General features: G+C 65.0%; 9 protein-coding genes and 1 pseudogene. All 10 read left to right on the forward strand.

Features of this window, described 5'->3' with window-relative positions:
• Positions 1–175 precede the first annotated feature (175 nt).
• Positions 176–496, forward strand: a complete 321-nt coding sequence (locus FJZ36_14015; GenBank protein MBM3216020.1) for a hypothetical protein — start codon at positions 176–178, stop codon at positions 494–496.
• Positions 497–510: 14 nt separating this feature from the next.
• Positions 511–1,839 carry a hypothetical protein gene (locus tag FJZ36_14020; protein ID MBM3216021.1) on the forward strand — a complete coding sequence of 443 codons (1,329 nt, stop codon included), beginning with the start codon at positions 511–513 and terminating at the stop codon, positions 1,837–1,839.
• Between the two features lie 40 nt (positions 1,840–1,879).
• Positions 1,880–2,872, forward strand: coding sequence for a hydroxyneurosporene methyltransferase (locus FJZ36_14025; protein MBM3216022.1), 993 nt, complete (start codon positions 1,880–1,882; stop codon positions 2,870–2,872).
• Positions 2,873–2,995: 123 nt separating this feature from the next.
• Positions 2,996–3,299: pseudogene (locus tag FJZ36_14030) on the forward strand (hypothetical protein).
• On the forward strand, positions 3,274–3,633 hold the full coding sequence (locus FJZ36_14035) for a helix-turn-helix domain-containing protein (protein MBM3216023.1): 360 nt from the start codon (positions 3,274–3,276) through the stop codon (positions 3,631–3,633). Before FJZ36_14030 ends, FJZ36_14035 begins: the two are co-directional and overlap by 26 nt.
• A 91-nt stretch (positions 3,634–3,724) precedes the next feature.
• Entirely contained in the window at positions 3,725–5,512 is a 1,788-nt protein-coding gene (locus FJZ36_14040) for a DEAD/DEAH box helicase (GenBank protein MBM3216024.1), read from the forward strand.
• Between the two features lie 189 nt (positions 5,513–5,701).
• Positions 5,702–6,634: a hypothetical protein gene (locus tag FJZ36_14045; GenBank protein MBM3216025.1), complete on the forward strand. Its 933-nt coding sequence runs from the start codon at positions 5,702–5,704 to the stop codon at positions 6,632–6,634.
• Position 6,635: 1 nt separating this feature from the next.
• Positions 6,636–8,645 (forward strand): hypothetical protein, encoded by a 2,010-nt coding sequence (locus FJZ36_14050; protein ID MBM3216026.1) that lies wholly within the window; start codon positions 6,636–6,638, stop codon positions 8,643–8,645.
• A gap of 87 nt (positions 8,646–8,732) precedes the next feature.
• Positions 8,733–10,559, forward strand: a complete 1,827-nt coding sequence (locus tag FJZ36_14055) for a sigma-70 family RNA polymerase sigma factor (GenBank protein ID MBM3216027.1) — start codon at positions 8,733–8,735, stop codon at positions 10,557–10,559.
• A 104-nt stretch (positions 10,560–10,663) separates the two neighbouring features.
• The coding region (locus FJZ36_14060; protein MBM3216028.1) for a choice-of-anchor D domain-containing protein at positions 10,664–14,314 on the forward strand (3,651 nt) is incomplete at its 3' end.

Below are 14,314 nucleotides of genomic sequence, written 5' to 3' on the forward strand. Positions count from 1 at the left end.
ATCGGAAAGGAGAGAGCTCTCATGGAGCGCCGCTATCCCGTGTTGCGTCTGTCCGTCAAGGTGTTGCGTGTTCTGGCGTGGATCGCCGTGGCAGTCGCGCCTGATTGAACACAGTGCGGCGAGGTTGTATCATGTGCACGTGGGCACGCGTCCCACAGGAAAGGAGAGTGCTCCTATGGAGCGCCGGTATCCCGTATTGCAGCTTTCGGTCAAGGTCATGCGTGTTCTGGCATGGGTCGCCCTCGGCGCTGGGGCGATCGGCGTTCTCGTTGGCATCGTCGGTGCCGCCATGGGGCAGACCGCCATGGGGCAGACGGCGTTCCTGACTGTCATACTCGTCAGCCTGATCTACGGACTGCTGATCTTCTGGGTCCTGATGATGCAGGCAGAAGGCTTGCGGATGGCGATTGACATCGAGGAGAACACGCGCGGGACGCGGTCGGCGGTCGAAGCCCTCCGCGCGGAGCGTGCGGAACCACCCGCGTCAGACGCTTGACGGGATCGACGGACATGCCCGGGCTCCTGCTCATCCTCGCCTTCGTCTCAGCGGCAGCCGTCGCAGCCCCGCCGCCAGCGCGCCTCATCACCGCCAACCCGCTCGATCCCGCCGTCATCATCGAGATCAGCAAGTTCCGAAGCTGCGCTGGGCACGACTACAGCGGAAAGAACACCGACGGCGAGACCGAGACGGAACGCTCGATGAAGCACTACGTCCGCACGTCGGTTCCGTGGTTCTCGGAGCGCCCGACGCTGGGCTACGCGCCGTTCGATGGCAAGATCGCCGGCATCGAGGACGAGGGGTTCCCGCTGGGCAAGCAGATGCGGATCGCGGCGAAGGCGGCTCCCGACTGGGGGTTCGTGTTCTTCCACTGCGATCCGCTCGTGAAGGTCGGGCAGTCCGTCAAAGCGGGGCTGCCCGTCGCGCGGTTCCCTCCCGCCGACCTGTCGCGCGTGCCGCTCGACCGGCTGCCTCCGACGACGTCGTTCGACATCGCGCTGACGAGCTGGGGAACCTACGCGTCGCCCTTCCTCTTCATGGAACCGGCGATCCTCCGCGAATACGCCCGCAGAGGGTTCACGCCAGCGAACTTGATCGTCCCCAAGGCGAAGCGCGACGCCGATCCCTGCCGGGGGTACAATGCCCACCCGGAGCGGGATTACGTCCTCGCCTCCGAGCCGAGCTCGATGCTGCCCGACCTGCGTACGTTCAGAACCCATCCCTCCGACCACTTTCTGGTCGATCTGGCTGATATCAGCGCGGGGCATCCCTACAGGGGCAGGCGGGCGGCGGCGTCGCACACCGGAGCCCACGTCCACTGGGACAACCGCGATGGACGGTTCCCACGCGGTGGCTCGGAGCCGAGCGACTACCCGCCCGTCTACGCCGTCGCCGACGGCTACGTCAGTCGGGTCACGCCATCGCTGAGGGTCGGCGAAAACGACCGGTACGGCGTCAACATCGCCATCGCGCGGGACGGCGACACGATCTGGTCGTTCGAGTACAGCATCGAGCCGATGGTTCCGGAGCCCTCGCCCGGGTTCTACCTGTCCTATCTGCGGGTCGGCGAGGGAGACGTCGTTCGCAAGGGCGATATCCTCGGCTACATGTACTTGCCGCAGGGCGTCTCCGGCTGCCACATCCACTTCGAGCTCATCACGAACCAGAAGCCGCGCATGGCGGTTCCCGCGATCTTCGCGCCGGAGGTCGTCGATGCATTCCACGCGCGATGGGCGGGCGGCGGGAACGACGGCGGGCAGGCGATCCCTCCCTGCATGGGCTGGATGCTGACCGCCGAGGAGAACCCGTTCGACGGCGAGCCGGTGGACTGCCTTAAGTGAGAGCGACACGCGCTGGACGCCCGGAACTCAGCCTATCGACATGGGAAGGGCGCGCGTGAGTGGCAAATCGGTCGACATGGAGGCATTGGGCGATCTCTGTACGCCCTGGAGCCTGCGGGTCGTCGCGACGCTGGGCATCGCCGAGTGCATCGCGGCGGGAACCAGCCGGATCGACGATCTCGCCGCCGCTGTCGAATGCGACCAGGAGATGCTCGGACGACTGCTGCGTCATCTCGTCTCGAAGGGCGTCTTTGACGAGCCGGAGCCGGGACGGTTCGCTCTGAACCCAGCCGCCGAAGCGCTCCTGCAGCCGGGCTTCCGCCTCTATCTCGACCTGGACGGCATCGGCGGGCGGATGGCTCGCGCGTGGGGGACGCTCCTCGAGTTGGTGCGCACGGGAGAGCCCGCTTACCACCAGGTCTTCGGCAAGCCCTTCTGGGAGGACTTGGTAGCGCATCCGGAGCTTGCCGCCAGCTTCGACGCGCTGATGGGAGTCGTCGGGCACGGCGTGCCGCAGGTTCCGTCGATCACGGGCGGATGGGAGTCCGTCCGGCGAGTGGTCGATGTGGGCGGTGGAACTGGCGCGATGCTCGCGGAGGTCCTTCGCGCCCATCCGCATCTGCGCGGCACGCTGGTCGATCTGCCGGGAACCGTCGCGCGCGCGGGCGAGGTCTTCGACGCGGCGGGCGTCTCGGACCGAGTCGCGGTTGTCGGGCAGAGCTTCTTCGATCCGCTGCCGTCCGGCGCGGACGTCTACCTGCTCATGAAGGTTCTGAACGACTGGGATGCCGACGGGACGACGGCGATCCTGCGCCGCTGCGCCGAAGCTGCGCGTCCCGACGGGCGAGTGATCGTCTCCGGCGTCGTCGTTCCGGACGGCGAGCGCCAGGGGTTGTCGCCCGAAACGATCCTCGTGGGCGGCAGGAGCGATACGCTGAGCGAGTTTCGGGAGATCGCCCAGTCAGTCGGGTTGGATGTCGAGCCGGTCGAGCAGCCTTCGGGTCGGTTCGTCGTGGAATGCCGGTTCATATGACGCCCGTCAGACGGAAGCGTCCATCGGGTCAAGAGCGACCATGGACCTATTCTCGAGCCGTATTTGACATGCTACGGGAATCCCGTATAGAGTTTCCTGAGTCCCGTTGCGCAGGAGTGACCCATGGGTCGTCTGGCGCGCGACTACGGAACGGTGTTCGAGTGGGACAGCAACAAGGCAGAACGCAATTTCCGCCAGCACCGTGTGCGATTCGAGACAGCCGTCGGTGTTTTCGCCGACCCGTACCTGATCTATCGAGAAGATGACCGGTTCACATACGGTGAGCGGCGGTTCCGAGCCCTTGGGGCAGTCGACGGGGGTATTCTCCGTGATCTTCTCCGAGCGCGGCGAGAACGCGATTCGCGTCATCTCGGCAAGGAAGGCGACACGTCGTGAGCGAGATGAATACGATTCGGCATACACTTGATCCGAAGCATCCGAAGCGACTGACGCCAGAGGAACGCGCCGAGCTCGACGCACTGACCGACGAGGAGGTCGAGGAACGCGCGCTGGACGACCCGGACAACCCGCCGATGGCGGAGTCGGAGCGCGGGACGTTCCGCCGCGTGCCGCAGGTGCGCGATATCCGCGAAGGGCTGGGGCTGTCGCAGTCGGAGTTCGCCGAGGAGTTCGGCATTCCCGTCGGCGTCATCCGCGACTGGGAGCAGCGGCGCTCGTTCCCGAACCAGGCGGCGCGTTCCTACCTGCGCGTCATCGCCCGTATGCCCGAGGAAGTGCGGTCTGCGCTGAGAGCGTCGTAGGCGGCTCGCCCGTAACAGACGTTCGGACTCCAGCGTTCCCGTTCTCGACGCCGTGTCGCCTCTCATAACGCGGCGCGGAGAGGGGGTCCGAGTGGCAGACGCAGCCGCCGTTCAGCGCGCCGAGGAACTTGCCCGGACGCTCTACCCGCATCAGATCGAGGGCATCGCGTTCCTCTTGGGACGCCGCCGCTCCCTGCTCGCCGATGACATGGGACTGGGCAAGACCCGCCAGTCGATCATCGCGCTCGTCGAGGCGGAACCGACGGGTCCCTACCTCGTCATCTGTCCAGCCTCGGTGAAGCGCAACTGGGTGCGCGAGATCGGGATCGTCCTGCCGGACGCGCGGACGCACATCATCGGACCCGACGATCCGCCCGCGACGGACTACGACGGCTGGGTCGTCCTCAACTACGACATCCTCTCCAAGCACCTCGAAACGCTCCTCCGGTTCCCGTGGAAGGGGATCGTGTTCGACGAGGCGCACTACCTGAAGAACTACCAGAGCCAGCGGAGCCGCCACGCGATGGAGCTCGTCCGCAAGGCAGACGGCGAACCGGTCGTCCATGCGCTGACCGGCACGCCGCTGACGAGCCGGCCGCGCGACCTGTTCCCCCTGCTGCAGCTCCTCGCGCATCCGCTGGGGCGCAGCTTCCGCAGCTTCGCCAAGCGCTACTGCGAGGGCTATCAGGGACCCTACGGCTATGTGGCAGACGGCGCGAGCAACATCGACGAGCTGACGGTTCAGCTTCACGGCGTCATGCTCCGCCGGACGAAGGACGAGGCGCTCGACCTGCCGCCGAAGCTGCGCACCTGGCTCGAAGTGGACATCCATCCGAAAGCCGTCGAGAACCTGAACGCCGCGATCCGAGACTTCGCGACGCTCTCGCGCCGGGATCGGTCGCGCGAGAACGACACGCCGGAAGCCCGCCGCGCGGCTGGGGCGCTCCTCGGACGGCTGACGCAGACGCGGCGGAAGCTCGCGACGCTCAAGGTCGTCGAGACGATCGACGTGGTCGAGAACGCCGTCGAGCAGGGCGAAAAGGTGGTCGTCTTCTCGGCGTACGTCCCGCCGATCACGCGGTTGGCGCGGCACTTCGGCGAACGCGCCGTTGCGGTGACGGGGGCGACTCCCGTCGGGGATCGCCAGACGCAGGTCGATCAGTTCCAGACGGACGATTCGATCCGCGTGTTCGTCGCGAACCTGCACGTCGGGGGCGTCGGGTTGAACCTCACAGCGGCGCGGCAGGTGGTGTTCAACGACCTGGATTGGGTTCCGGCGAACCACTGGCAGGCGGAGGATCGGGCTTACCGCATCGGGCAGACGGGAACCGTGAACGTCACCTACATGGTCGGGCGCGGGACGGTCGATGAGTTCGTGCGCTCGGTGCTGGACGCCAAGTCGCAGTTGATCGACGATCTGGTCGAGGGCAAGGCGCTGGAACGCGCGCTGGAGACGGACGTGATGACGGAGCTCAGGCGGATGCTCGGGGTTCTGCCGGATCGGCTCGACGGAGGCGACGAGATCGTCTCGGCGCTGCGCGAGGCGAGCCGTCTCTATGCCGACGAATCGACGGCTTCGGACGGGGGAACCCGTCGAGCGATTCCCTACTCGGAGCAGGCGATCCAGGCGCTGGCGGCGGTGCTTTCGGGACCCAAGCGCGCGACCTACCGGGCGGAGAGCTCGTCGAAGCCGGGGGAGTTCTACACGCTCGAAGTGTCTGGGGCGGACGTGTCGTGCGACTGCCGGGGGTTCCAGTATCGCGGGGTGTGCAACCACTCGCGGACGCTGAAGGCGGCGTTGGTGGGCGGGAAGAAGGCGCTTCCGGCGGGGTATGCGCTTGTGGAGCTCAGGTACAACCGCCATACACTCCCGGATTGACAGTTGAAACGCGTTGTCCCAGTCGGATGTACGACGTCGATTGGTGAAAGCCCATCCTGCTGGAAGCTTCCAACGCGGGGCTGGCAACCTGAGCTTCATCAGTGAGACAGGTAACGAGATACAAACCGTGGGCGTTGATCCGACAGTGGTGCTCTGTTGCCACAGCTCCAGATTGCCAGGAGAACTGCCTTGCACCGTCGGACTCTCAGAGACACGCTCAAGGAACTGATCGACCAACTTCCCGAAGACCGGATTGACACGTACATTGAACTCGCCCAGATGGACATTGATGACGCGAGATCCGCCGATCTCGAACTGACCACTAGTCGCCCGAGCTTTGCCGATAAGCAATGGGCACAGAGCATGACGGACGGAGAGAGACAGAGCCTGATTAATGCGCTATCTGAGTCCTATGCGGAGTACATGCGCTACGCTGATCGTCTACGCGAAGACGCCGTCTCGGAGGATGACAGGAATCCGGTGCGAGATCGGACGTTCATCAACAGACTGCATCACGCACTGTCAGATATCCTGGTCGACCGAGGTCTCAGGGCGGACAGGCTCTACCCATCAAGCGATAACCAACACGAGCATAGGGTGAGTTTCCCGAACTACCGCAAAGACGTCGATCTAGCCTACCTCGCAGAAGACGGCCGGCTGCTTATGACGCTGTCGGTTCGGAGCCAGTTTTCGAGCATCGGCAAGAATGTGAAAAACAACATAGAGCAGTTCGCAGGGGAAGCCGCTGGGCTCCATGGTGGCGACCCATCGCTGGTTGTCGGGCTTGTGCTGCTTCTGCCAACCGAGCCTTTCCCAGCGCTGACCACTGGCGAAACGCTGGACGAGCCGCTCTCATACGTACGCAAGCATGCAGCCAATCTGGCTCACTACACTGGGCGTCAGTCTGTCCACAATGACAGGCGGAGGTTTGAGCGCGCATGCATTCTACTTACGGATTTCACGGGTTCGGCTCCGCAGTTCATCCGTTCGTTCACGTACCAGCTCAACCAACGCAACGAAACGGTGCAGATCACGGATGGCCTCTCCATTGACACGTTCTTTGGCGATCTGCTCACAGAACTCAAGCACCGCAATCCTCTGTTGAGCGAGTTGGAGGGCTGAGATGATTCATCGCCCCGTCGTTCCGAAGCGCGCGATGCGGCAACTGTCGGGCGAACTCACCGACGTGCCCGACCTGGACGCCCTCCTCGTCCGCGCGTTCGTCGAGGAGCGGGGGCTGACCGTCCGGCGCAACGAGCCGATCCAAGCCGCGATGGACCGCGCCGAATCCCCGGCGGAACTGCTCGCCCAACTCCGACACCACGGCATCCCGCTCAACTTCCCGCTCATCGACCGGCTCCTCGAAGGACGGCTCACCCGATCCGACCGCAAGACGAGCGGAGCCGTCTATACGCCGGAGCACGTCGTCCGGTTCCTCTGCGGACGCCTCTTCGTCCTCCATCCCGACCGGTCGGCGGACGGCTGGCGCGTGCTGGACCCCGCCGTCGGAGCCGGGGCGTTCCTGATCGGCATGGCGCAGGCGCTCCGGAGCGCAACCCGCAACGCGCCGTCCGAGATCGTCGAGAGGCAGTTGTATGGCGTGGACATCGACCCTGACTCCGTCGCCACGACCGACCTGCTCCTGAACCTCTGGGCGCTCGACGCGGGCGAGGACGCGCCGCGCCTGCGCACGAACCTGCTCATCGCCGACAGCCTCGCCGGAGAACGACTCGCCGACCGGTTCGCCGCGCCGGAGGGGTTCGACGCGGTCATCGGGAATCCGCCCTACGTCCGCATCCAGAACCTGGCTCCCGCCGTGCGCGAGCAGCTCCGACGGACGTGGCACAGCGCGCGCGTCGGCAACATCGACCTCTACATCCCCTTCATCGAGCTCGGACTGCGCGAGGTGTCCGAGACGGGCATCGTCGGGTACATCGCGCCGACGACGTTCACGGCGACCGACGCGGGGCGTCCCCTGCGCGAGATGCTCGCCCGCGACGGCGCGATCACCGAGCTCTACGACTTCGGCGACCGCCAAGTGTTCGAGAACGTGACGACCTACAGCGGCGTCCTCTTCCTCTCGCGCCAGCGGACGGAACGGTTCCGCTATCTCAAGGCGGCATCCGCCGATACGATCCCGGAGGAGCCCGCCTACGGCACGATCTCCGTGAACCGCCTGAACCCCCGGCGCTGGCAGCTCTACTCCGACGATGTCCACGCGACCATCCAGGCGTTGGAGTGCGGCGGAACGCCTCTCGGCAAGCTCGCGCGCATCGGCGTCGGCATCGCGACGCTCGCCGACGGCTGCTACCTGCTCGACGGCGGAACCGACGCCGAGGGGTTCTACACGAAAGAGGCGGGCGGCAGGCTCCATCGGATCGAGCCCGGCATCACAAAGCCCATCCTCAAGGCGAGCCGTATCAAGAGCGAAGAGGACATCCGGCGGAACCGGGAGCGGATCGTGTTCCCCTACCGGCGGATCGACGGCAAGCATCGGATCATCCCCGAAGCGGAGCTGCGGCGCGACTTCCCGAACGCCGCCGCGTATCTCGACGCCCTCCGCGAGCGGCTGGATCAGCGCGACCGTGGCAAGCCGAATCCCGTCGCGTGGTACGCCTTCGGGCGGAGCCAAGGGCTGGACACGGGATTCAGCCGCAAGCTCCTCACGTCGGGGATGAACCTCCGCCCCAACTTCGTCCTGTGCGAGGACGAGGCGGCGACGTTCTACGCCGGATACTGCATCCAGCCCCGCTACAGCGCGAGGGGTGAGGCGCATGTACGGGTGGTCGGGGTGGATGTACCGGCGGGTCTGAGACCCGCCCCTACGGGCCCGTCCGCTGACTCGCCGGCGTGGAACACCGACCTGCGCGTTCTGCGGACGCTCCTGAATTCGTCGCTGATGGCGTTCTACATCCACCACACGAGCCGGTCCTACCAGCACGGCTACAAATCCTACGCCAAGTCGTTCCTGGAGCGCTTCGGCGTGCCGACGCTGACCCAAGACGACGCGCGGGCGCTCCTAGCCGCTTCGGGCGACGACCAGATCGTGCTCCTGCTCGACCTCTACGGGATCGACCTCGCCCGCCACGCCGGGCTGGCGGCATTCCTCGACGTCGTCTCCGTCCGTCCGTAGGGTTCCACCCGTTCCTGCGCCGTGCGCCATCCGTTTGACATCCGCAGTGCTTTTCCTGTCGAATCGCTGCCGGTTCTGGCGTCATACATGTCAGCAGAAAGCCACCGCATGGCAGAACCGTCAGACGCCGCGCTCGTCCGGGCGTGTCTCGCACGAGATGCCGACGCCTTTGCCGCGCTGATGCGCCGGCACGCGAGACGGGTCTATTCCATCGCCTATGCCCACACGATGCGCCATGCCGACGCCGAGGACGTCACGCAGGAGACGTTCATTCGAGCCTATCGCCGCTTGGCGCAGCTCCGCGCGCCGGAGCGGTTCGCCAGTTGGGTGAGCCGCATCGCCTACACGTGTTCTCAGGATGCTCTGCGGGCTCGTGTGGACGAGGAGGTCGCCGTGGCGCTCGATGTTCTCAGGAACGCTGCCGCCGCCGTCCGCAAGGACTGTGATGGCGAGATGATGGATACGGTGCTGGACGCCCTCGCGTCGCTGACTCTCCCGTATCGGGTTGCCGTCACGCTGCGGTACATGGATGGCGCCTCGTACGAGGAGATCGCCGAAATCCAGATGACCAGCCGAACCGCCGCGTACAAGCGCGTGGAGCGGGGGATCGCCCAGATCCGGTCGCGGTGCGCGCAGATGGGGTTCTCGTCGCATCGAGTCGACGATGCCTGCACGCGCTGCCTGGTCTTCCCTCTCACCGCGGGCTTCTACGAGAACCTGGTCGAGCTTCTGCGGAATGCTCCGCACCCGTCGTCGCGTCTGGGCTCGGAGACGGGCTACGGAGCGGGCATCTCGCTGGGGTTGCATTTGGCAGTTGCGCTGGGACTCGGATGGTTCGGGAACGCGGCGGTGGACACCGCGCGGCACGGCGATATCGCCAGTCCGGTCGAACGGGTCGCGGAGGAGAGCGCCCCTGGACTCGTCCGCCCGACACTGATGCCGGAACTGCCGATGCCGACAGGCGCGTCGGGAATGATCCGGCTCAACATCAACGGCGTGCCGGTCTCCATGCCGCTGGGTCTGGTGGGGACGCGGATCGCTGTTACCAGGCAGGTCGTCCCCGACACGGGAAACATCGCTGCGCTCTATGAGATCGTCACGATGAACGTGGACGGGTCCGACGTTCGCATACTTACGGCTCAGGCGGGAGCCTCCAACAGCGATCCTATCTGGTCCCCGGATGGCAGGACGATCTACTTCGAGTCGCAGTCGGATCGGGTTAGAGCCGACGGAGAGCTGGACCGGTTCGACATCTGGGCGATGGACCCAGACGGGCAGAACGCGCGCAACCTGACACGCGGAGTGGGCCACAACGAGAAGGTGTCCCCGTCGCCGGACGGCGCGCGCCTGGCGTTCCAGTCGACCCGGACTGGCTTGCAGAAGCTGCACACGATGAACGTGGACGGCACGGATGTGCGCCAGTTGACCTTCGGCGACACGGTGGAATGGAACTCGAGTTGGTCGCCAGACGGAACACAGATCGCCTTCATCTCGGCGCCGGATATCGTGACGGTCAGGGGTCCGAGCAACATTCATGTCATCAACGCAGATGGCACCGGCTTGCGGAACCTGTCGAAGAACCCATGGAACGACCACGCGCCATACTGGACACCCGACGGCAAGCACATCGTGTTCCACTCCTACCGTGATCGTACCGACGAGGTCTACATCATGGATTCCAATGGAGAGAACCAGCGTCGGCTGACGCATGACTCCTACACGGACATATATCCCCGCCTAGCGCCGGACGGGTCGAAAATCATCTACCTATCAGGTCGTAGCGGCCGCTGGGAGGTGTGGATGATGAATCTGGACGGGTCGGAGCAGGTGCGTATCGCGAACGACGTTCCGAAGTACGGCAACGCGAGTTGGTCGCCGATGCCGCGACGGGACGTACTGGCGGCCGGGCGATGAAACGCGCACTGAGGCACTTTGGCGAGACACAGAACCGGTATAGGGCGACGGGCCGGTGTTCCTAACGACGCCGGTCCTGCCAGGTACCCGAGGAGTCCCGAACGATGCGTTCCGAGCAGCTTCGTACTACGTGGGTTGGATCGCTTCTCATCGTTCTGACGCTGGGAGTTGTTCCTGCGGCGCTTGCGGCAACAGGAGACCTGTCGAACACGAAGATCGCGTTCACATCGAACCGCGATGGCAACTATGAGATCTACACCGTCAACTACGATGGTACCGGACTCCAACGTCTGACTAACAACACCTTCCTTGACGTAGTCCCGAGTTGGTCGCCGGACGGTTCGAAGCTCGTGTTTTTGTCAGACCGCGACGGGAACGACGAGATCTACGTCATGAACGCCGACGGTTCGTCGCCGACACGTCTGACCAACAACACAGCCCACGATGGCGGGCCCACATGGTCGCCTGACGGATCCAAGATCCTGTTCCACTCCAATCGCTTGACCGGGACAGGTGTCATGCAGGTCTACACCATGGACCCGAACGGCGCCAACCAGACGCAGATCACCTCAGGCGCAGGACACCACAATGCATCGTGGTCGCCCGATGGGACGCGCATCGCATACCAGGGCTATGAGTCAGGGCAAGCGCGAGTGTATGTCGCCAACGCCGACGGATCGAGTCCTATCGACGTGACCGCACCGTCAAACGGCTATTCGCCATATTGGTCACCGGATGGTACGACGATCGTTTACTCGTCCTATGATGGTGCATGGCACTTGCACCTGGTCGACCCCACCGGAGCGAACCAGAGAACACTGCCGGGGACGTTTGATGGCCCCTATCTATCGTGGTCTCCGGATGGGGCGTGGATCATCGAGGGCCCCCACCCCTCTGAGATGCGCGGACTCATGATTATCGATCCGGTCAGCGGCAGCGTGACAGCATATACCAGTCCTGCCGGTGCATATGGAGACGGCTTTCCGAGCTGGTCTTCCTACTTCCTCCCTGCTGCCCTACTGAACACAACTACCGTCAACTTGGGAACCGTCACGAAGCCCGGCTCCGGCACGGCGACGTTCAACATCACCAACTCCGGCGGCGGAACCCTCACCGTCAGCGGGATCGCGTCGTCGAACGCGCAGTTCACGGTCTCGCCCGCGCCGCCCTACAACCTGGCGGCGGGTCAGAGCCAGACGGTCACCGTCACCTTCACGCCGACGGTCGTCGGTTGGGAGCAATCCGCGCTGACGATCACGCACAACGCGTCGGGCAGCCCGTCGACCGTCACGGCGAAGGGCATCGGTCGGATCAATCCGCCAACGGGTAACATCACGCAGACCAAAGTGGCCTTCACTTCGGACCGCGACGGCAACCGCGAAGTATACGTCACGAACGCCGACGGGACGGGCTCCGTCAACTTGACGAACGATCCTGGAGACGACGATTGGGCGTCGTGGTCGCCCGACGGAACTCGAATCGCGTTCCGGGCGATACGGTCCAGCAATGCAGACATCTACGTGATGAACGCCGACGGCACGGGCTCGATTCGGCTGACGACCGATAACGCGGTCGACGCCTGGCCCGTGTGGTCACCAGACGGGACGAAGATCGCCTTCTACTCGACTCGTGACGGAAACCGTGAGGTCTACGTCATGAACGCCGACGGCACAGGCCAGGTCAACCTCACGAACAACCCGGCGACTGATGACGAGCCGGCGTGGTCCCCTGATGGGACGAAGCTGCTCTTCAGCACGAGACGAGACGGGAACGACGAGACGTATGTGATGAATGCCGACGGGACGAATCCCGCCAACCTGACAAACCACTCCGCCGACGAGCACCAGCCGGCATGGTCGCCGGATGGCACGAAGATCGCCTTCATGTCGTATCGTGACGCGAACTGGGAAATCTACGTGATGAACGCCGACGGAACGAGTCCGATTCGTCTGACAAGCAGCGCTGGCGATGACTTGGGACCGTCCTGGTCACCGGACGGTACGAAGATCGCCTTTGAGTCGTATCGAGACGGCAACTTCGAAATCTACACGATGAACGCGGACGGATCGGGCCCCGTCAACCTTACGAATAGCTTGGGTAACGACTTCTCGGCGTCCTGGTCTCCCTTCCTCGCCCCAGCGCTGCCTTCCTACCAGAACTGGACGGCGACGCTCCGCCTGACGGGCGACCCGGCGGGCGACCACACGGTCACCGTCGGCGTTTCCCTCGACGCGACGGATGCCGTCAATCTGTCGCTAGAAGACACGCTCGCCCCGCCCATGCCGCAGCCTCCGGCGTCATGGCTCCGCCTCCTGAGAGGCGGCCAGGCGCTATCGCAGGATGTTCTCGCGTTCGCCGATGCGCGAACGTGGACCATCGAAGTCGAGGTAGGCAGCGGCACGCACTATCTCTCCATCGAAGGACTGCCGGAAGGCGTGCTCGCCTACTACAACGACAACCCGCGCATCGTCCACGGGCCCGACACGGACGCGACGACGGCGGCCGTCCATCCGCTGCCTCTGGGAGCCAGCATACCCCTGAACACGGGCACCCACCTCTTGACGCTCGTGCTCTCGAAGCGCCTGCCGCAGACGCTGGCGACGACGTTGGGCATCCGCTGGCGCATGTTCTCCCTGCCCGGACCCGCGACGAATGCGGCTCCATCGAACCTGGTGACGCGCGGCGTCGTGTCGATGTATGGCTACGGCTACTTCGACGCCTCGACACCGCCCGTATGGATCGAGAACTACCAGCAGGTGACGTTGGCATCGACCCAGCCGCTCCCATTCGTCGGGAAGGGCTGGTTCATCTTCCGCGACCCGACGAATGGTCCGCTGAATACGACGTTCCAGGTGGACGTGGGCGATCCGGCGGCTCAGGAAGTCGTCGTGACGCTGCAGCCTCGGTGGAACCTCGTCGGCGCTCCGTTCGGAGGCGCGCCCGCGTCGGCGTACAACCCGACCGCCAAGACGGTCTTCGGGTATGACGGTGTCAACTACGTCATCGCGACGAGTCTGTCGCAGTTCCAGGGCTACTGGGTCTACAACGAGCTGGCGTCGGCTCGGACGGTGACGATCACGCAGACGCCGCCGACGGCTCCCGCGATCGCCCAGCGCGCGGCTCCTTCGCCGGATTGGGTCGCGCCGCTGACCATCTCGCTCGACAGCGGGGCGCTCAAGACGGTCGAGCTCGGGAGCGGCTCGAAGGCGCAGGTGGGCTTCGACGCCTACGACGTGGGTCTGCCTCCGGCTCCTCCGATTCGCAGCTACTCCGAGTTCTACGCTGCGACCGACGATCCGGTCGAGCGGATGAGCCGCAGCATCCTGCCGTCGAATCAGCGCGAAGCGACGTGGGAGCTCTCGGCGAACCTGGCGGAGGCGGGCACGCTCCGCTGGACGGCTCAGACGCTTCCGGCGGGATTCCGCATCGTCGTCGAGTTGGGCGATGAACGCTACGACCTCAGCCGCGATGGGTCGATGCGCCTCGACGCAGGGAAGCACACCTTCACGGCGCGGCTGACCTTCGCGCCGCCGTCCCGAAGCCGCCTGATGGCGAATTACCCCAATCCCTTCAACCCGGAGACGTGGATCCCCTTCGAGCTGAAGGAGAGTTCCGCCGTCACGGTCAGCGTCTACGACGTGGCGGGTTCACTCGTGCGGAAGCTCGACGTGGGCTACCGCGAGCCGGGGTACTACACATCGCGTGACGAGGCGGCGTACTGGGACGGTCGGAACGAGCTCGGGGAGCGGGTCGCG

It is taken from the genome of Candidatus Poribacteria bacterium (assembly GCA_016866785.1).
Taxonomy (GTDB): Bacteria; Poribacteria; WGA-4E.

What these genes read in the sequence shown, in the direction of transcription:
- FJZ36_14015 (MBM3216020.1), top strand. Translation starts at nt 176, where the DNA reads ATGGAGCGCCGGTATCCCGTATTGCAGCTTTCGGTCAAGGTCATGCGT.
- FJZ36_14020 (MBM3216021.1), top strand. Translation starts at nt 511, where the DNA reads ATGCCCGGGCTCCTGCTCATCCTCGCCTTCGTCTCAGCGGCAGCCGTC.
- FJZ36_14025 (MBM3216022.1), top strand. Translation starts at nt 1,880, where the DNA reads ATGGGAAGGGCGCGCGTGAGTGGCAAATCGGTCGACATGGAGGCATTG.
- FJZ36_14035 (MBM3216023.1), top strand. Translation starts at nt 3,274, where the DNA reads ATGAATACGATTCGGCATACACTTGATCCGAAGCATCCGAAGCGACTG.
- FJZ36_14050 (MBM3216026.1), top strand. Translation starts at nt 6,636, where the DNA reads ATGATTCATCGCCCCGTCGTTCCGAAGCGCGCGATGCGGCAACTGTCG.
- FJZ36_14055 (MBM3216027.1), top strand. Translation starts at nt 8,733, where the DNA reads ATGTCAGCAGAAAGCCACCGCATGGCAGAACCGTCAGACGCCGCGCTC.